The organism is Azospirillum sp. SYSU D00513 (assembly GCF_017356015.1).
In the GTDB taxonomy this organism is placed as follows: domain Bacteria; phylum Pseudomonadota; class Alphaproteobacteria; order Azospirillales; family Azospirillaceae; genus Azospirillum.
Map to the genome: position 1 here is coordinate 80,732 of NZ_JAFIQV010000003.1, position 16,961 is coordinate 97,692.

The 16,961-nt window shown below is 68.9% G+C and carries 21 protein-coding genes and 1 tRNA gene; 1 reads left to right on the plus strand and 21 read right to left on the minus strand.

The annotated features are described in order from the left end of the window. Positions 1-141: 141 nt before the first annotated feature. The 13 genes from JUB11_RS03280 to JUB11_RS03340 form a co-directional block, all read right to left on the minus strand. On the minus strand, positions 142-1,344 hold the full coding sequence (locus tag JUB11_RS03280; protein WP_207456139.1) for a GNAT family N-acetyltransferase: 1,203 nt from the start codon (positions 1,342-1,344) through the stop codon (positions 142-144). An 85-nt stretch (positions 1,345-1,429) separates the two neighbouring features. After that, positions 1,430-2,272: a metallophosphoesterase family protein gene (locus tag JUB11_RS03285; RefSeq protein WP_207456140.1), complete on the minus strand. Its 843-nt coding sequence runs from the start codon at positions 2,270-2,272 to the stop codon at positions 1,430-1,432. Continuing rightward, complete coding sequence (locus JUB11_RS03290) at positions 2,269-3,471, minus strand: ATP-grasp domain-containing protein (RefSeq protein ID WP_207456141.1); 1,203 nt, start codon at positions 3,469-3,471, stop codon at positions 2,269-2,271. The genes JUB11_RS03285 and JUB11_RS03290 overlap by 4 nt, the downstream gene beginning before the upstream one ends. A gap of 756 nt (positions 3,472-4,227) precedes the next feature. Further along, positions 4,228-4,380 (minus strand): hypothetical protein, encoded by a 153-nt coding sequence (locus tag JUB11_RS03295; RefSeq protein WP_207456142.1) that lies wholly within the window; start codon positions 4,378-4,380, stop codon positions 4,228-4,230. A 78-nt stretch (positions 4,381-4,458) separates the two neighbouring features. Further along, on the minus strand, positions 4,459-4,620 hold the full coding sequence (locus JUB11_RS03300; protein WP_207456143.1) for a hypothetical protein: 162 nt from the start codon (positions 4,618-4,620) through the stop codon (positions 4,459-4,461). A 283-nt stretch (positions 4,621-4,903) separates the two neighbouring features. After that, positions 4,904-4,980 (minus strand) — tRNA-Pro (locus tag JUB11_RS03305). 77 nt (positions 4,981-5,057) lie between these two features. Then, a complete protein-coding gene (locus JUB11_RS03310; protein WP_207456144.1) occupies positions 5,058-5,639 on the minus strand; it encodes a MerR family transcriptional regulator in 582 nt (193 codons plus the stop codon). A 50-nt stretch (positions 5,640-5,689) separates the two neighbouring features. Beyond that, the gene (locus JUB11_RS03315; RefSeq protein ID WP_207456147.1) at positions 5,690-6,022 is read right to left on the minus strand and encodes an integration host factor subunit alpha; all 333 of its coding nucleotides are present in this window, start codon (positions 6,020-6,022) and stop codon (positions 5,690-5,692) included. Positions 6,023-6,128: 106 nt separating this feature from the next. Then, a complete protein-coding gene (locus JUB11_RS03320; protein WP_207456148.1) occupies positions 6,129-7,100 on the minus strand; it encodes a beta-ketoacyl-ACP synthase III in 972 nt (323 codons plus the stop codon). A 2-nt stretch (positions 7,101-7,102) separates the two neighbouring features. After that, positions 7,103-8,158, minus strand: a complete 1,056-nt coding sequence (plsX, locus tag JUB11_RS03325) for a phosphate acyltransferase PlsX (RefSeq protein ID WP_207456149.1) — start codon at positions 8,156-8,158, stop codon at positions 7,103-7,105. Positions 8,159-8,207: 49 nt separating this feature from the next. Then, positions 8,208-8,393: a 50S ribosomal protein L32 gene (gene rpmF / locus JUB11_RS03330; protein WP_207456150.1), complete on the minus strand. Its 186-nt coding sequence runs from the start codon at positions 8,391-8,393 to the stop codon at positions 8,208-8,210. Between the two features lie 116 nt (positions 8,394-8,509). Then, a complete protein-coding gene (locus JUB11_RS03335) occupies positions 8,510-9,103 on the minus strand; it encodes a DUF177 domain-containing protein (RefSeq protein WP_207456151.1) in 594 nt (197 codons plus the stop codon). 169 nt (positions 9,104-9,272) lie between these two features. Then, positions 9,273-9,836, minus strand: coding sequence for a ubiquinol-cytochrome C chaperone family protein (locus JUB11_RS03340; RefSeq protein ID WP_348771343.1), 564 nt, complete (start codon positions 9,834-9,836; stop codon positions 9,273-9,275). A 129-nt stretch (positions 9,837-9,965) separates the two neighbouring features. Between JUB11_RS03340 and bamE the strand changes: the two genes are divergently transcribed. Next, on the plus strand, positions 9,966-10,451 hold the full coding sequence (bamE, locus tag JUB11_RS03345) for an outer membrane protein assembly factor BamE (RefSeq protein WP_207456152.1): 486 nt from the start codon (positions 9,966-9,968) through the stop codon (positions 10,449-10,451). Positions 10,452-10,574: 123 nt separating this feature from the next. Here bamE and JUB11_RS03350 read toward each other — a convergent pair whose 3' ends face one another. From JUB11_RS03350 to nrdR, 8 genes are all read right to left on the minus strand, one after another. Next, a complete protein-coding gene (locus tag JUB11_RS03350) occupies positions 10,575-11,024 on the minus strand; it encodes a hypothetical protein (RefSeq protein WP_207456153.1) in 450 nt (149 codons plus the stop codon). Between the two features lie 206 nt (positions 11,025-11,230). Further along, the gene (thiL, locus tag JUB11_RS03355) at positions 11,231-12,262 is read right to left on the minus strand and encodes a thiamine-phosphate kinase (protein WP_348771344.1); all 1,032 of its coding nucleotides are present in this window, start codon (positions 12,260-12,262) and stop codon (positions 11,231-11,233) included. After that, the gene (nusB, locus tag JUB11_RS03360; protein WP_207456156.1) at positions 12,243-12,794 is read right to left on the minus strand and encodes a transcription antitermination factor NusB; all 552 of its coding nucleotides are present in this window, start codon (positions 12,792-12,794) and stop codon (positions 12,243-12,245) included. Before nusB ends, thiL begins: the two co-directional genes overlap by 20 nt. Before the next feature lie 61 nt (positions 12,795-12,855). Continuing rightward, entirely contained in the window at positions 12,856-13,320 is a 465-nt protein-coding gene (ribH, locus tag JUB11_RS03365; protein WP_207456158.1) for a 6,7-dimethyl-8-ribityllumazine synthase, read from the minus strand. Position 13,321: 1 nt separating this feature from the next. Then, a complete protein-coding gene (gene ribB, locus JUB11_RS03370) occupies positions 13,322-14,473 on the minus strand; it encodes a 3,4-dihydroxy-2-butanone-4-phosphate synthase (RefSeq protein ID WP_207456160.1) in 1,152 nt (383 codons plus the stop codon). Further along, positions 14,470-15,057 (minus strand): riboflavin synthase, encoded by a 588-nt coding sequence (locus tag JUB11_RS03375; protein WP_207456162.1) that lies wholly within the window; start codon positions 15,055-15,057, stop codon positions 14,470-14,472. The genes ribB and JUB11_RS03375 overlap by 4 nt, the downstream gene beginning before the upstream one ends. 83 nt (positions 15,058-15,140) lie before the next feature. Continuing rightward, the gene (ribD, locus tag JUB11_RS03380; RefSeq protein ID WP_247886810.1) at positions 15,141-16,271 is read right to left on the minus strand and encodes a bifunctional diaminohydroxyphosphoribosylaminopyrimidine deaminase/5-amino-6-(5-phosphoribosylamino)uracil reductase RibD; all 1,131 of its coding nucleotides are present in this window, start codon (positions 16,269-16,271) and stop codon (positions 15,141-15,143) included. A gap of 220 nt (positions 16,272-16,491) precedes the next feature. After that, entirely contained in the window at positions 16,492-16,956 is a 465-nt protein-coding gene (gene nrdR, locus JUB11_RS03385; RefSeq protein WP_207456164.1) for a transcriptional regulator NrdR, read from the minus strand. Between the last annotated feature and the right edge of the window lie 5 nt (positions 16,957-16,961).

A 16,961-nucleotide genomic window follows, 5' to 3' on the forward strand; every position in this document is an offset into this window, starting at 1 on the left:
CTCCTCCCGTGCAACGGGAGCGCCGGAAGCGCATGGTGTTGCCGGTGCCGTTCACGCGGCGCCAGACGATACAGGAAACTCACGCCCGCCCCGGCCATCCACGGGGCGGGCTTTTCTGTGCCCGCTTCACCGAAGGCAGCGTCAAAAGCCTGCGGGCCGGTGCCAGCTGAGCTGGCCGAGTTCCCGCCGCACCTTCCGGCAGGCCTGCCGAGCCTGGGCCGCCGCCTGCCGCAGCATCGCCTCCGCCTGGCGGGTCATGCGGTCCGGCCCGACCGCGATCCAGTTCATGGGGGCCTGTGCGTTGGACAGCAGGGGCTTGTGGCCCGATGGGGTGGACATGAAGTCGTAGCAGCTCTCGCCGCGCGCCAGCGCGTCCTCGATGGCCAGCACATGGCTCAGCACGCCGGGTTTCAGGCGGTTGTCCTGCTCGTAGGCGAAGCCACCCTGGTAGTTCAGCACCCGGCCGCGGTGAACGAAGTTGTAGAGCACCCCGATGGTCGCCCCGCCGACCGAGGTGCGGCACATCCGCACCGCGCCGGTGGGAACCCCCTGCTCGATAAGATTGTGGTGAAAGGGCCGGAAGGCCGGGTTGTCGAAGGCCCCCGCCTGGCCGCGCGCGCTCCAGCGCGCCTGGTGCATCTTTTCCAGCAGGGCGAAATCGGCCAGGGCCTCCTCGACGCTTTCCGCCACACGGAACTCCACCGCGCCACGTTCGGCGTAGAGCTTCGCGGCGCGGTTGACGGCGGAGCGTGTGTTGCGGCCGAGCGAGGCGCGGTAGCCGCCCTTGCCCCGGCGGACGAGGTCGAGGTCCACCCACTGCGCGCAGTCCGCGGCGCGCAACTGGACGCTGTCGCCGGACTCTGCGGCGACCCGGCGGACGGCGCGCTCGGCCTCCTCCTCAAGCCCGCCCAGGATCAGCTCCTCCCCATCGGCCAGCGTCCGGTCGAGCCAGCGGAAGCAGGCGAGCTTCACGGCCTCGGCGCAGCTCTGGTCGGCCAGGATGCCGTTGTATTCGACGAACAGGCGGTCGAACAGCGCGTCGCCGGTTTCATGCAGGAACCAGCAGCGCGTGCGCAGGAACCCGAACCGCCAGATCGTGCGCGGGCACAGGATGGCCAACCCGACGATCCAGCCCTCCCGGCGGGCGATCAGCAGATGCGGGCGGGCGCGGCGGGGAAGCTTCTCCAGCCAGTTTCCGACCCACAGCCAGGACAGGAAGAAGGAGCCGTCGGCGCGGCTTTCCAGGTCGGTCCAGCGCCCTTTCAGGTCGGGAACGCGATCCAGGGGTAAGAAATCGATATCGATAAGGGCTTGCCCCTCGTCGATGGACGGCCCGGTGTTCATGTGCGAGGGTCTCCGCAAGCGATTTCGATCGGTCCTGCTCAGTACGGCGTGTTCGGAGCGACGGATCAGCCGAGACCGCTCCGCCTTATGTCGCGTCGATGCGTCCGCCGCTTCTCGGGCGCGTCAGCCTCTTCGCCAAGTCGTAGATTCCGAGCGCGCGCATGCCCTGAATGAGCTTCCAGCGGATGGGTGCGGGCACCTGCGAGAAGCGGGGCGCGAGCCCCGCCCGCCGCGTCTTCGCCAGCGCCGCCGCCCTGTCGTAAGGAACGCGGCGGAGAGCCACGCTGTGCCGCTCCGAGTCGAAAATAAGATAAGCCGCGCGCCAGTCCCGTCCACGCGGCTCGCCCACCGTTCCCGGATTGATCAGGTACAGGGCGTCCCGCCGCAGATCGATGTCGTCGCCGGACAGCGCGCGCTCCTTGCCGTCCCGCCATTCGTACACGCCCTGGCGGTGGGTGTGGCCGAAGACGCAGACCCGGGCACCGGAGGGATGGGCGGCGAGCGCCTCGAAGCTGAGCCGCCGGCGCTCCTCATTGTCGAGCCGGACGATCTCGCAGCCCACGTCCGGGTGCAGCGCGCCATGGACGGCCACGATCTGCCCGCCGGCCTCCGCCTTCAACGGCAACCCGGCCAGCCAGCCGATGTCCTCCGCATCCAGCCGCCGCCCGGTCCAGCCCACGGCGCGGGCGGCGATGCTGCTGAACCCCTCCGTCGTGATCTGGCCGGTGACGGCGCGGTCGTGGTTGCCGGCGACGCAGAGCGCGTTCCGTTCGCGCAGCAGGCGGATGCAGTCGGAAGGATCGGCGTTGTAGCCGACGACATCGCCGAGGCAGACGATGCGGTCGGCCCCCTCCTGGTCGATGCGGTCCAGGACGGCGCGCAACGCCTCCAGGTTGGCGTGGATGTCGGACAGGATGGCGAACTTCATGTGCCGGCCCAGCCCTTGCCCTTGCCTTTGCCCTCGGTGCCGGCGGCCTTCCGGCCGGACAGGCCGAGGCGCGCGAGCTGGTTCCGGAGGAAGGGCATCGGGTCGTCCCAGACCAGCGACTTCGCCTCGCAGCGCAACATCCAGCTCGCCCAGGCCAGGGTGGGCATCCCCGCCTCGCGGGCGGCCAGCCGGTCCTTGGTGATGTGGCACCAGCTGGCGCCGACGCGCGGGCGCTGCACCAACGGGCGCGGCTGGCCGGTCAGGTCGGCCTGCACCAGGGCCGGCAGGTTCACGCCGGAGACGGCGCCCAGATGGTGCCAGAGGTTGAAGCGCGGGTTGATCTCCAGCAGATGGAGGCGGCCGTCCGGCGCACGCTTGAAGTCGAGCTTCGCCGTGGCGCCCCGCAGCCCGATCCGGGCGACCACGTCGCGGCCGAGCGCCGCGACATCGGACTCGTCGGTGATGGTCAGGGCGGTGCTGTGCCCGTAGGTTCCCGGGTAGGTCCGGATCTTCCGGCCGGTGAACTCGCCGGCGACCTCGCCACGGGCATCGACATAGACGTGATAGCTCTCGATCCGGGTTTCCGGTCCGGGAACCAGTTCCTGGGCGAGGAAGGCGAGCCCCGTGGCGGCCAGCCGAGGCCATTCGGTCCGCAAGTCGTCCGGCGCGTCGATCCGCAGGGCCTTGCCCGCCTCCATCTCGTCCCACGCCTTGCAGCGGGTCAGCGGCTTCACGATGATCGGGTAACGCAGCCCGAGATCGACGGGTGCCGCGTCGCGCGACGGGTGCAGGCGCCGTGTGGCCGGCACCGGCAGGTCGAGACGTTCCGCCAGGGCCTGGAAGCGGGACTTGTCGACGAGGTTTTCCACAAGCTCCGCATCGGCCATGATGAAGCGGAAGACGCGCGAGAGCCGCTCCCGCTCGCGGGACAGAAGGAGAAGCTGCGCGTCCTCCTCGTAATAGAGGACGGGTGGCTCCGGCTGGGCCGATCCGAAGCGGACCAGCGCGTCCAGCAGCCCCTCGGGATCGGTCGCCGCCTCGCCCGCGGGTATCACGGCTCGCGTATAACGCGAATGCGTGATCGGGCTACCCGGCTGTGCGACCACCGCGCACGGGATTCCGGCGAGGCCGAGCGGCCGGACCAGGTCCATGTCTCCCAGAACACAGGCCAGCGCGCGGCTTTTGGTCGGTTCGGTCATGGTGTTCATCCTGTGCGGGACTTTCCAGGGCACAGATCTGGAAATAATAACGAGACCGGGACCCGACCACGAAGGAAGTGAAGTACCCCCTACCCAACAAGATCTTCCTGCCCCTCGCACGGTTCGCGAGGTTTCGGATGGTTCCCATTTCTTTTGGCGGTAGTTGAATTTTGTCGGCGGGAAAAGCGGTGGAAGCCAACCCCGCGCGCGCCGGTTGCATGACCTTTCGACGACAGCCCTCCACCAAAGGCCGAAGAACCTGCGGATCGGGTGGGTCCGCCACCCCGACCGGGTTCTCGGCCCATCTTTCGGCGGCACACCCCCGATCAGGCGTGTAACGCTACCGCACAATTGCGGGGCGGCGCCCGATCGGCCAGATTATGGTCAGTCGCTGCGGACAACAGTCGGATGGCCAAGACCCTCGACAACGGGAGGTGAGGCGGAGCCGGCCCGCGGAGGATCCGAACCGCAAAAGCCCGTTCCCGCAGACGCCGGGGACGGGCTTTTTCGCTGGTCTACTCCAGAAGGGGCCGGGCAGCGAAAACCGCTTTTGGTGCGCATTCCTTCGCCGCCAAAGGACCGGTTCCGCCCGTCGCCTGCATTTTCCGAAAATTTCAGCTTAGTTCAACCTGCGGTGCGTTGCGCATCGCCGATTGCTTGGACGTGATGGATGGAGTTCCTGGCATGGAACCTGAACTCACCCGCCGTTCCCCGGAACGGCGGTTTTTTTTGGCGCCAGTGCCGGTGAGGCTTCGATCAGGTGGACGTCGCCGGCCCCTTGCGCTGGGCCATGTCCGGCTTGTCCTCGGACGAAGCGCCCTCCTCCGGGGCCGGCACTTTCCGGTTCGGATCCTGGTTCGGGCTGTCGATGTTCTGCCGGGTCTGATCCTGGTCCTTGTCGGTCGTCATGTCGGAACGCTCCATGGGGGGTGTTGTCCGTCCAACCCCGCGAAGAAGCGCTTTGTTCCGACCGCGCGACCCAGGCGATCAGCCCAACCCGTTCAGGATCACGGCACGCTGCCGGGCCTCGGCGCGCGAAAGCCCGAACTCGACGATTTCCAGCACGCCGGTGCGTTGCGTCTCCATGGCGTCGTAAACGGCCCAACCGCCGCCGCCCGGGTTCTTACAGATGTCATATCTCTCAGTCATACGAACATTCTAGCTGAGTGATATTACAGCAGTGTTAACGCGACGGATTTTTTGTGTGAGGTGTCATGGTTTGAAGGAGAGGGCAGCGGGCGACGAGCGTCATGGCCGCGTCCTCCAACGACATAACCATGAGCACCGGTCCCGTTGCATGCAACGCGAGCACCCAGCAACCGGCCACCCTCCTGACGGACATTCATCCGTCAACCCGCGCACGCGCTTCCATCGGGCAAAGAAAAAGCCCCGGAACCCATGAGTTCCGAGGCTTTTCCATCCGGTCCAGTGTTGGTCGGAGCGACAGGATTCGAACCTGCGACCCCCAGACCCCCAGTCTGATGCGCTACCAGGCTGCGCTACGCTCCGTCAGTGGACCGCCCTTCGTTCTGAAGGGAGCGGGACTATAACCTTGCCCCATTGGCTGCGCAACAGGTTGTTTTGCCCTAAACGGAAAAATTTTCGCTTTCTTCTGCGGGTTCCCGGATGAGGGCGCGCAGCGCCTTCAACTCGTTGATAACGTGGGCGATTTCCTGGCGGACATGGTCGGGGATGGCAGTCTCGGACGGTGCCGCCAGCTCATCAGACGCGGACGGCGCGCAAGATGGGGCGGCATCGGTCGCCGTTTCGGACGGCATGGCCGGATCGTCGCACGGGGGCACGTTCCCGGTCCCCACCGGCCCGGCGGGCGCGTCCTGAGAGGGTGCCGTACCGACCGTGAGGCTCGCCTGCGGAGCGGCGGGCAGGACGGAGGAACCGCGCCCGCCGGCCGCGCGGGCGTCCTTCAGCAAGCGCTGGACGCCCTTGATGGTGTAGCCGTCATTGTGCAGCAGGCTCTGGATGCGGCGCAGCAGCTCAACGTCATCAGGACGGTAATAGCGCCGCCCGCCACCGCGCTTCAGCGGGCGGATCTGCGGGAAGCGGCTTTCCCAGAAGCGCAGGACATGCTGCGGCACGCCGAGATCGGCGGACACCTCGCTGATCGTGCGGAACGCCGTCGCCGACTTGACGGCCGCTTGCGGTCTCATGGGCGGGAACCTTATCGGTCGGGCCGGGCGGCCGGACGGTGCCGCGCGGCTCAGGATGGCACGTGGGCGCGCTGCTGTTCGGCGGCGGCGAGACCCTCGTTGATCCGCTGCTTGAGGACATGGCTGGCGCGGAACACCAGAACCCGGCGCGGCAGGATCGGCACCTCCTCGCCCGTCTTCGGGTTGCGGCCGACCCGCTCACCCTTCTGGCGGAGCTGGAAGCTGCCGAAGGACGAGATCTTCACGATCTCGCCGCGCGCGAGCGCCTCGGAAATTTCGTTGAGAACGCTTTCGACCAGGTCGGCGGATTCGTTCCGCGACAGGCCGACTTCCTGGTAGACGGCCTCGCTCAGCTGGGCGCGCGTGACGGTGTTCTGGGTCATGATCGGTTTTCCCCCGCAACCACCCGGAAAACGGTAATGCGGAGGAAGAACCCCGTCAATTCAAAAGCTTGGCGGATTTTACAGGCCGGGATGCGGCCGCCGCCGCTTACCAGCGGACCAGCGCGGAGCCCCAGGCGAGGCCGCCGCCGATGGCCTCCATAAGGATCAGGTCGCCGCGCTTGATCCGGCCGTCATGGACGGCCTCGCTGAGCGCCAGCGGGATGGAAGCGGCGGACGTGTTGCCATGCCGGTCCACGGTCAGGACGACCTTGTCGGTGGACAGCTTCAGCTTGCGCGCGATGCCGTCGATGATGCGCTGGTTGGCCTGGTGCGGCACGAGCCAGTCGATGGCCGCGGGCTCCAGCCCATTGGCGACCAGCGCCTCCTCCACGACCGAGGACAGCTTCGACACGGCGTGGCGGAAGACCTCCTGCCCCTGCATGCGCACATGGCCGGCGGTGCCGGTGGCGGACACGCCGCCGTCCACGTAGAGCAGGTCGTACTGGCTGCCGTCGCTGTGCAGGTGGGCCGACAGCACGCCACGGTCGCCGGCGTTGCCGTTGCCGTCATAGCCTTCCAGCACCACGGCACCGGCGCCGTCGCCGAACAGCACGCAGGTGGTGCGGTCGCTCCAGTCGAGCAGGCGGGAGAAGGTCTCGGCGCCGATCACCAGCGCGCGCTTGGCCTGGCCCGTGCGGATGAAGTTGTCGGCGATGGAGAGGGCATAGATGAAGCCGGAGCAGACCGCCTGGATGTCCAGCGCGAAGCCCTTGGCGCCGAGTGCCGCCTGCACCTTGGTCGCGGTGGCCGGAAAGGTGTTGTCCGGCGTGGTGGTCGCCAGCACGATGCAGTCGATGCTGCCCGGCTCGACGCCCGCATGCTCCAGCGCGCGGACGGCCGCGGCGAGCGCCAGGTCGGAGGTCAGTTCCCCCTCGGCGGCGAGGTGGCGGCTCCGGATGCCGGTGCGCTGGACGATCCACTCGTCCGAGGTGTCGACGCGCTTGGCAAGATCGTCGTTGGTGACGATGTTGGCCGGCAGGTAGGACCCGCAGCCGAGAATCCGGGACCGTTTGACCATGTTCAGACCGCCGCCGCCTTTGTGTCGGGAAGAGGTGGGTTGGCGTTGGCGAGACGCTGCATTTCTTCCCTGATCCGGTCGTTGAAACCGTGAGCCGCCAAATTGACCGCCACGCCGATGGCGTTGGCGAAGCCCAGCGCGTCGGTGCCGCCGTGACTCTTCACGCAGACGCCGCGCAGGCCGAGGAACATCGCTCCGTTGTAGCGGCGCGGGTCGGTGCGGAGCTTCAGCTTCGCGAAGGCCGAACGGGCCAGCAGATAGCCGATCTTCGCCAGGACCGAGGAGGCGAAGGTCCGGCGCAGGAACTCCGTGAAAAGTTTCGCCGTGCCCTCGGCCGTCTTCAGCGCGACGTTGCCTGTGAAGCCGTCGGTGACGATCACGTCCACCGTGCCGGCGGCGATGTCGTCGCCTTCCACGAATCCGTGAAAACGTCCGGGCAACGGCGTTTCACGCAGGCGGGCCGCCGCCGCGCGCACCACCTCGGTGCCCTTCACGTCCTCGGACCCGATGTTCAGAACACCGACGGTCGGTTCCGGAACGCCGAGCACGGCGCGCGCGAAGACCGATCCCATGATGGCGAACTGGACGAGGTTTTCAGGCTGGCACTCGGCGTTGGCGCCGAGGTCGAGCATGACGCTTTCGCCCCGCTGCGTCGGGAAGAAGGACGCGATCGCCGGCCGGTCCACGCCGGGCAGCGTCTTCAGGGCGAATTTCGCCATCGCCATGAGCGCGCCGGTGTTGCCGGCGGACACCACGCAGGCGGCTTCCCCCTGGGACACCGCGTCGATGGCGAGCCGCATGCTGGACTGGCGCCCGGAGCGAAGCACCACCGACGGCTTGGCGTCGGCGGCGACCGCTTCGGAGGTGTGGCGCACTTCGGCCAAGGCCTTCAGAGCGGGCCGCTGCGCGAGGAGCGGCTCGATCCGTGCGGCGTCACCGTAGAAGAGATACCGCACGTCCGGATGGCGTTCGCGGGCGATATCCGCTCCGGCAACCACCATCTCGGGCGCGTGGTCGCCACCCATGGCGTCGAGTGCGACGGTCAGGCGCTGGCTCACCGCGAAGAAGCTCCCTGGCTAAGACGAGGGGCGGGCGGCCGGACCGGGGTCAGGCCGCTTCCGCGGTCTCCAGGACTTCGCGCTTGTCGTACTGGCCGCACGAGCCGCAGACATGGTGCGGGCGCTTCAGCTCGCCGCAGCTCGGGCACTCGTTGTAGGCGGCCGTCGACAGGGCGTGGTGCGACCGACGCATGTTGCGACGCGACTTGGACGTTTTCTTCTTCGGAACAGCCATGACCGTGTACTCTCTTGATTGTAAAAGGCGGCCCGCGAGGGGGCCGCCTGATGCGAGCGGCATTCAATAAGGCAATTGCCCCCGAAGGGCAAGCCCGTTCCGCTGGAAATTCGCGGCTAGTTTTTCTGCTTCAGGCTCTGCAGCACGGCGAAGGGGTTCGGCTTCTCCGGCTCGGCCGCCTCGGCCTCGGCCTCCCCTTCCTCGTGCTCGGCGTAGCCGGCGAACTCGACGCCTTCCGCGTGCGGGTAGGGGTCGAGCCCCAGCGACAGGTGCTGGGCCGTCAGCTCGCCGATGTCGATGCGGCCGTTCTCCATCGGCTCCGGCTGGTCCTCGTCGGACAGCAGGGCCTCAAGGTCGATCTCCTCCTCGTCGAAGTCCTCGACGAGATGCTCGGGCGCGAAAAGGGCGGAGAAACGCTCCGACACATGGGCCGGCACCGGCTCCAGCGTCACGACGCAGGTCTGCACGACGTCGGCCTCCAGCGTCCCGTTGACCTGGACCATCTGCCCGCCGCGCGCCGACTTCAGGGTCACGGTGGCGGTCAGCCGGTCGATGGATTCCAGCTCCAGCCGCGCGGCCAGCGCATGCCGCTCGGCCTCCGTGGCCTCGATGGTCTCGGTCACCGGGCTGCGGTGCACGGCGTCCGCACGGATGACGCGCGAGAATTCGGGCGCCGCGCCGCCGTTGAGCTGCCCACCGTTGTGCTGCATCGTTCCATTCCCCTTCCAGCCGCCGGCCAACCCCGGGCCGGCCCGCCTATATAGGCACCCGTGCCGGGCGCGTCAGGTTCCATCGAAACAGACCTGACATGAAAGCGCCGGAGGGCGATGGCAAGCCCCCGGCGCGCCGATTCGCCGTCTTTCCGCGTCCGTCCGGCACTCAGCCCGGCGCGGGACCGGCGGCGGGCGGGTCGGCGAAGCGGATCTCGCCGGCGAGCAGCCCTTCCAGCGGCTGGCCGGCCAGGGCGGACACCGTGGCGCGGACGTAGCCGGCCATGGCGGCGAGCCAGGCCGGTTTCGTGTCCGGCACCGTGCCGTAGAGGTTGTTGTCGAGCGCCACCTCCAGCACCCGGCTGTCTGTGCTGCCGCCCTCCAGCGCCTTGTGGTAGGCGTCGATCCGCCCGGCCATGCCGCGCGCGATCTGCTTCATGCGGCGCGGGATGCCGCTGTCGCCGGCGCCCAGCTCCATCAGCGATTTCTCGAAATCGTCGAGCATCACCTCATAGAGCCGCCGCGACCAGGACTCGGCGGCCTCCCCCTGCCCCTTGAGCCGGTGCATCACGAGGAAGACGTGAAGCGCCACCATGTCGAAGCGGCCGTCGAGACTGTCGGGAACGCCAAGGTCACGGTAGAATTCGGGCCGGCGGGCCTGCGCGACGATCCTTCCAAAGAATTCGGCCGCCGCGCGTGCTTCGCGCTGGCGCCGGAACAGACGGTCGAGCACGGTCTCTCCCTCACTCGGAGTTTCGTTGACAGAACAAAGCGCCCGGTGCGATTGTCCCGGCATTGCTGGAAGCGGCGCGGCCATCGGCGCGGCGCTCCCCTCATGCCGAGCCATGATAGCCTGAGCACCATGAAGAGATCGATTCCTTCGACGATGACCGCCCTCTGCCTGCTGGGCCTCGCCGTCTCCGCCTGCGCCCCGACCGTGGTGACCCGCGGAAACATGGTCGATCCGGAAACCGTTTCGGTGATCAAGCCCGGCGTGAGCCGCGACCAGGACGTGGTCGCCTTCCTCGGCACGCCGACCTCCGTCGGCACCTTCGACCAGAAGGTCTGGTACTACATCGGGCAGAGAACGGAGAAGGTCGCCTTCTTCGAGCCCGAAGTGACCGACCGCCAGGTGGTCGTCGTCCATTTCGACGATGCCGGCGTGGTCACGGACCTGAAGACCATCGACGAGAGCCAGGGCCAGCAGATCGAGGTGGTGGACCGCACCACCCCGACCGCGGGCCGTGAACTCGGCTTCCTGGAGCAGGTGCTCGGAAACGTCGGCCGCTTCTCCAGCAAGGAGAACAGTGGGCCGGTCGGTCCCAGCAGCGGCCGCATCGGCCGCTGATCCGCACGGCCTTCGGCACCGAAAATCAAAGGCCCCGTCCTCGCGGCGGGGCCTTTTCCATGCCTGGGGTTTCCCTGGCCACGGTTTTCAATGTCCGCAGTTTTCAGTATCCGGGCGTGGCGCTTACAGATTGCGCTGCATCACCACCTGGAGCAGCACGTCAGTCACCAGCCCCTCGCCGACCGTCTTGCCGGCGGTTTCCTTCAGCTTGCCCTTCACCGCGGCGATGTCGACGATGCCGTTGTTCAGGACGCTCTTGTCGTCCAGCGCGCCGTAGAGCGCGGTGAGGAAGGCGTCGGACAGGCGCGGCTGGTTGGCCTGGACGACCGGCGCTTTCTCGGCGATCACCTCCAGCGTCACGACCACGGTCACGAACTGTTCCACTTTCGCGGCCCCGATCACCGGGACGACCACGGAACTCATGCGGACGAAGGAGGTGGGCGGTGGCGGCGGGGGGGGAGGAGGTGCCGCCTCACCTTCGACCAGATACATGGTGTAGAGCTTCCAGCCGCCGAAACCGGCTCCGCCCAGCAGGGCGATGCCGAGCACCAGAACGATGATGGCCTTGAACACGCGACGCCGCCTTCCTTTTGAGCGGCGTCAGCCTGCGCGCCTCATGCTTTCGATTGCGTTAAGGTGAGCGTTCCGGCGGATGCCGGACGGAGCGGCGGCACCGGTCGGCCCTTCGCCGCCGTGAACAGATCCAGGACCGCGGCCAACCGCCCGTCCGGGTGATCCATGACGGAATCGGGTCGACTTCGCGAGAAACGGGGAACCCCTCAGAAATGCACCCAGCCGCGCGCGGACAGCGGCAGGACATTGCCCTCCCCGTCCAGAACGGTCACCTGGCCGGCGGGCCCCTCGGCCATGCGGCCGATTTCGGTGATCGGAACATCCGTCTCCTCCGACAGGGCGCGCAGCGCGTCCCTCGCCTCCTCCGGTGCGGTGAAGAGCAGCTCGTAATCGTCGCCGCCGGTCAGCGCCGTGGCGAGCAGCGCGGGGTCCCTATCCACCAGGGCGCGGGCGGCGGGCGATAGCGGCACCGAACCCGCCCGGATCACGGCGGCACGGCCGGACTCCTCGCAGAGATGGGCAAGGTCGGCGACCAGCCCGTCCGACACGTCCAGGCAGGAGACGGCGAGGCCCGGCAGGCGCGGACCAACGCTGCTGCGCGGATCGGGCCGGCGCAGGCGGCGGACCAGATGAGCCCGGGCAGCCTCGTCGGCGACTTCCAGGCCTTCGAGCACGACCTTCAGCCCGAGCGCCGCGTCGCCGATGGTGCCGGTGACGAAGACGGGATCGTCCGGCCGTTCCGACCGGCGCGGCAAGGCGCGGCCCGCCGGCACGAGGCCGAAGGCGGTCACGGACAGGGTCATCGGGCCGCTGGTGGACACCGAGTCGCCGCCGCTCAGGTGGATGCCGAACTCCCGCTGGTCGGCGGCCAGCGAACCCGCGAAGGCGGCCAGCCAATCGTCGCCGATGTCCCGCGGGAGCGAGGTCACGAGGCTGTAGGCGTAGGGCCGCGCACCCATGGCGGCGAGGTCGGACAGGTTGACCCGCAGCAGCTTGGCGGCGATGTCCGCCGGCGGGTCGCCGGGCAGGAAATGGACGCCGGCCACCATGGCGTCGGTGGTGACGACCAGCTCATGGCCTGGCGGCACGCCGAAGACGGCCGCGTCGTCGGCCAGGCCGCGGGCGCCGGGGAAACCGGCGGCCAGTGGCTTGAAGAAACGGGCGATCCGGCCGAACTCGCCGAGCGGCGCGGCCGGGGTCGCGGAGTCGAAAGGTGTCTTATCCCTCGGGCTGGGCACGGCTCGGGTCCGGCTGGGCCAGATCGTCCGGCCGCAGCACCCGCGCGACATGGTCGAGCACGCCGTTGACCATCGCCGGTTCGCGGCCCGCGAAGAAGGCGTGCGCCACGTCCACATACTCGCTGATCAGGATCCGCGGGTGAGTGTCGGCGTGCACGAACATCTCGTAGGCGCCGGCGCGCAGGATGGCGCGCAGGATCAGCTCCAGACGCTCGACCGGGAATTTCGGATCGAGCGCGCCGGCCAGGATGCGGTCCACCTCGTCGCGGCGCACGGCGGCGCCGCGCACGATGTCGGCGAAGAGCTGCGGGTCGCCCGCGACGAACTTGGCGCCGTCGATCTCCTCGCCCAGCCGGTGCTTGACGAACTCGCCCACGACGTCCTCGACGCCCTGGCCGGACTGTTCGATCTGGTACAGGGCCTGGACGGCGGCCAGACGGGCCGCCTTGCGCCGGGCCTTGGCCGAACCGCCGCCGGTCTTCCGGGGGCCGCGCCTGCTTTTCGCGCGGCCGGCCGCGTCGTCGTTGCTCATGGTTCTCTTGCTGTCAAATATCGGGAGCGGATGAATCGGACACCCTCTTACCGCAGGGCGGTCAGCGGGGATAGAGGCGGAATTGGCGCTTCAGCTCGATCATGTCAAGGCAGGCGCGGGCCGCGAAGCCGCCCTTGTTCTTGGCGCCGGTCGAGGCGCGCGCCCAGGCCTGCTCGCGGTTCTCCACGGTCAGGATGCCGTTGCCGATCGCCAGCGCGTAGCGCAGCGCCAGATCCTGGAGGCCGCGGGCGCTCTCGTTGCAGACGATGTCGTAATGGGTGGTCTCGCCGCGGATGACCACGCCCAGCCCGACATAGCCGTCGAAGCGCTTCTGCGCGGTGTAATAGTCCATCGACCGCAGCGCGTAGAGCATCGCCGCCGGGATCTCCAGGCAGCCGGGAACCGAGACGCGCTGGTAGGTGGCGCCGTCCTTCTCGATCTCGGCGATGGCGCCCCGGACCAGCTCGTCGGCCAGATCCTCGTAGAAGCGCGCTTCCACGATCATGATGTGCGGCTTGTCCGTCATCTCAGTTCTTCCCGGTCTCGGTTGCGGTGTCGGCCCGGCCCGGAAGGGGGATCGGGCGGCGGCCCATGACCGTCAGGCCATAGCCCTCCAGCCCGACGATCGCCTTGTTGCGGTTGGTCAGCAGGATCATCTTGCGCACGCCGAGATCCAGCAGGATCTGCGCGCCGATGCCGTAGTCGCGCAGTTCGCCCGGCCCGGCATGGCCGTCGATGCGCGCCTTCAGCGTCGCGGACAGGCCGTTCGCCATCGGTTCGCGCAGAAGCACGATGACGCCCCGCCCTTCCCTGGCGATCAGGTCCATGGAAGCCTGAAGCTCCCCGTCGCGCGCTCCGCTGCGGTCGCCCAGCACATCCTCCAGCACGGAGAGCGCGTGCATGCGGACCAGCACCGGTTCATCGCCGGAGATGTCGCCCCGCACCAGCGCGATGTGCTCCGCGTAGGCGATCTTGTTGACGTAGACGTACATCTGGAAGCGCCCGCCGTAGCGGCTGTCCAGCCCGGCGGCCAGGCGCTGCTCGACGATCGTCTCGGTGCGGCGGCGGTGGGCGATCAGGTCGGCGATGGTGCCGACCTTCAGACCGTGGAACTGGGCGAACTTCACGAGGTCCGGCAGGCGGGCCATGCTGCCGTCGTCGTTCATGATCTCGCAGATCACGCCGGCGCCGGTCTTGCCCGCCAGGCGGGCGATGTCCACGGACGCCTCGGTGTGGCCGGCGCGCACGAGCACGCCGCCCTCGCGGGCGAGCAGCGGGAAGACGTGGCCCGGGGTGGTGATCGCGTCCGGTCCCGCCTCGGGGTCGATGGCGACCTGGATGGTGCGGGCGCGGTCGGCGGCCGAGATCCCGGTGGAGACCCCCTCGCGCGCCTCGATGGAGACGGTGAAGGCGGTCTGGTGGCGGGTGCCGTTCTGCTGCGCCATCAGCGGCAGGCGCAGCCGCTCGATGTGCTCGCGGTCCATGGCGAGGCAGATCAGGCCGCGCCCGAACTTCGCCATGAAGTTGATCGCCTCCGGCGTCGCGCATTCGGCCGGAATGACGAGGTCGCCCTCATTCTCCCGGTCCTCGTCGTCGACCAGGATGAACATGCGGCCCTGCCGCGCCTCTTCGAGGATTTCCTCGGCCGAGGACAGGAATTCGTGAAACTCGGAGCTCATTCCCTACCCACCAGACGCGCGACGTAGCGCGCGAGCATGTCGACTTCCATGTTCACCCGGTCGCCCGCCTTCAGCGCGCCGAAGGTGGTCGCCGTCTGGGTGTGCGGGATGAGGTTCACGCCAAAGCGGTCGCCTTCCACCTCGTTCACCGTCAGGGACACGCCGTCCAGCGCCACCGACCCCTTCGAGGCGACGTAGCGGGCGAGTTCCGCCGGCGCCTGGAAGGTGATGCGCAGCGAGTCGCCTTCCGGCCGGACCTCCGCCACCGCCGCCACCCCGTCCACATGGCCGTAGACGAGATGGCCGCCCAGCTCGTCGCCGAGCTTCAGCGAGCGCTCCAGGTTGATGCGCGTGCCCTCGGCCCAGCCGCCGAGCGTGGTCTTCGACAGCGTCTCGGCGGAGACCTGCACGTCGAACCAGCCCGTCCCCTTCTCGACCACCGTCAGGCAGCAGCCGTTGTGGGCGATGGACGCGCCGATGGCCACCTCCTCCATGTCGAAGGCGGTCTCGATGGTGAAGCGGGTGTCGCCCTGCCGCTCGACGGCACGCACGCGCCCGATGTCGGTGATGATTCCGGTGAACATGGCGCGGGAATTTAGCAGGTTTTGCGCCGGTGGGAAGGAGCATGCGCCCCCGGGCCGCGCAACGGACTGTTGCGCGGCGGCGCTCAAGCCGGAGGGACGGCCTGCCGCACGTAGCTCTCCGCGAGATCAGCGCCCGCGTGCCGCACGGAAACCCGTTCGAAACCGGGCATTCCATCGAGCCGGTCGAGCCCGAAGCCGGCCACCGCCGCCGTGCCGTCGCCGCCGATGACCGAAGCGGCGCGGAACCATTCCAGCCGGTCCACCAGCCCCGCCCGCAGCAGCGAGGCGGCGAGCGTCGCGCCGCCCTCCACCAGCACCCGCGTCAGCCCGCGCCCGGCCAGTGCGGCCCCTGCGGCGGCGAGGTCCGGCAGGCCGGCGGCGTCGGCCGGAACCGGAATGACCTCCGCCCCGCAGTCGGCGAAGGCCTGGAGCCGGGCGGCGTCGGCGTCCTCGCGCGCGACGATCCAGGTCGGCACGTCGCGCGCGCCCTTGGCGAGCCGGCTGTTCAGCGGCAGCCGCAGGCGGCTGTCCACGACGATGCGGACGGGGGAGCGGTGTTCCAGGCCGGGCAGCCGGCAGGTCAGCTCCGGATCGTCGGCCAGCGCCGTGCCGATGCCCACCATGATGGCGTCGTGCCGCGCGCGCAGCCCGTGGCCCCAGGCGCGCGCCGTCGGGCCGGTGATCCATTGCGAGGCGCCGGTCCGCGTCGCGATACGCCCGTCGAGCGTGGTCGCGAGCTTCAGCGTGTAGAGCGGGCGGTCCTCGCTTATCCGGCTGAAGAAGCCTCGGTTGAGGGCGAGCGCCTCGGCCGCGCAGACGCCCACCACAACCTCCAGACCGGCCTCCTTCAGGCGGCGCAGTCCGCCGCCGGCCACGCGCGGATCGGGATCCTGGCAGGCGACGACCACCCGGCGGACACCCGCCGCGATCAGCGCCTCGCTGCAGGGCGGGGTCTTGCCATGGTGATTGCAGGGTTCCAGCGTCACGTAAGCCGTGGCGCCACGCGCCGAATCGCCCGCGCGGGCCAGCGCCTCCGTCTCCGCGTGCGGCCGCCCGCCGGGCTGCGTCCAGCCGCGCCCGACGACGGCGCCGTCACGAACGATCACGCAGCCGACCGCCGGATTCGGCCAGGTCGTGCCGAGCCCCCGCGCCGCCAGCGACAGCGCCGCGCGCATGTGGTGCAGGTCGTCGGGCTGGACCGGATGGATGGACATCGGCGGGCTCCCGGCGTGTGGATGCCATTCTGACGGCCGCATTCCCTCTCCCCTCCGGGGAGAGGAAGGGGCCCAAGCCGCCAGGCTTGGGAAGGTGAGGGCTGGCGTCCTTCGGACGCCGCAAAGGAGCAATCGGCTCCTTTGCCTAAGCTTGCACCCTCACCCTAGCCCTCTCCCCGGAGAGGGGAGGGGATATTCCTGCTGACTTTCGCGGCCCGCCTCACCCCGGCTGTGACTCCGGGGCGAGCTGGCCGACAAACTCGTTGAAGTCGGAGGCTTCGCGGAAGTCCTTGTAGACCGAGGCGTAGCGGATGTAGGCGACCGGGTCGAGTTCCTTCAGCGCGTCCATGATCATCTCGCCGATCTGCTTGGACGGGATGTCGTTCTCGCCCGAGGATTCGAGCTGGCGCACGAGGCTGTTGACCACCCGGTCGATGCGGTCGGCATCGACCGGGCGCTTGCGCAGCGCGATGCGCATGGAGCGCAGGAGCTTTTCGCGGTCGAAGGGCTCGCGCTGCCCGCTGCTCTTCACCACCGTCAGCTCGCGCAGCTGGACGCGTTCGAAGGTGGTGAAGCGCGCGGCGCAGCCGGGGCAGAAGCGCCGGCGGCGGATCGCCGAGTTGTCCTCGGTCGGGCGCGAATCCTTGACCTGGGTGTCCTCGTTTCCGCAGAACGGGCAGCGCATGTCGG

Bases quoted from the DNA above. Each gene is read 5' to 3' on its own strand.
- JUB11_RS03280 (WP_207456139.1), bottom strand. From the start codon at position 1,344: ATGAACACCGGGCCGTCCATCGACGAGGGGCAAGCCCTTATCGATATC.
- JUB11_RS03285 (WP_207456140.1), bottom strand. From the start codon at position 2,272: ATGAAGTTCGCCATCCTGTCCGACATCCACGCCAACCTGGAGGCGTTG.
- JUB11_RS03290 (WP_207456141.1), bottom strand. From the start codon at position 3,471: ATGACCGAACCGACCAAAAGCCGCGCGCTGGCCTGTGTTCTGGGAGAC.
- JUB11_RS03295 (WP_207456142.1), bottom strand. From the start codon at position 4,380: ATGACGACCGACAAGGACCAGGATCAGACCCGGCAGAACATCGACAGC.
- JUB11_RS03300 (WP_207456143.1), bottom strand. From the start codon at position 4,620: ATGACTGAGAGATATGACATCTGTAAGAACCCGGGCGGCGGCGGTTGG.
- JUB11_RS03310 (WP_207456144.1), bottom strand. From the start codon at position 5,639: ATGAGACCGCAAGCGGCCGTCAAGTCGGCGACGGCGTTCCGCACGATC.
- JUB11_RS03315 (WP_207456147.1), bottom strand. From the start codon at position 6,022: ATGACCCAGAACACCGTCACGCGCGCCCAGCTGAGCGAGGCCGTCTAC.
- JUB11_RS03320 (WP_207456148.1), bottom strand. From the start codon at position 7,100: ATGGTCAAACGGTCCCGGATTCTCGGCTGCGGGTCCTACCTGCCGGCC.
- rpmF (WP_207456150.1), bottom strand. From the start codon at position 8,393: ATGGCTGTTCCGAAGAAGAAAACGTCCAAGTCGCGTCGCAACATGCGT.
- JUB11_RS03335 (WP_207456151.1), bottom strand. From the start codon at position 9,103: ATGCAGCACAACGGTGGGCAGCTCAACGGCGGCGCGGCGCCCGAATTC.
- bamE (WP_207456152.1), top strand. From the start codon at position 9,966: ATGAAGAGATCGATTCCTTCGACGATGACCGCCCTCTGCCTGCTGGGC.
- nusB (WP_207456156.1), bottom strand. From the start codon at position 12,794: ATGAGCAACGACGACGCGGCCGGCCGCGCGAAAAGCAGGCGCGGCCCC.
- ribH (WP_207456158.1), bottom strand. From the start codon at position 13,320: ATGACGGACAAGCCGCACATCATGATCGTGGAAGCGCGCTTCTACGAG.
- ribB (WP_207456160.1), bottom strand. From the start codon at position 14,473: ATGAGCTCCGAGTTTCACGAATTCCTGTCCTCGGCCGAGGAAATCCTC.
- JUB11_RS03375 (WP_207456162.1), bottom strand. From the start codon at position 15,057: ATGTTCACCGGAATCATCACCGACATCGGGCGCGTGCGTGCCGTCGAG.
- ribD (WP_247886810.1), bottom strand. From the start codon at position 16,271: ATGTCCATCCATCCGGTCCAGCCCGACGACCTGCACCACATGCGCGCG.
- nrdR (WP_207456164.1), bottom strand. From the start codon at position 16,956: ATGCGCTGCCCGTTCTGCGGAAACGAGGACACCCAGGTCAAGGATTCG.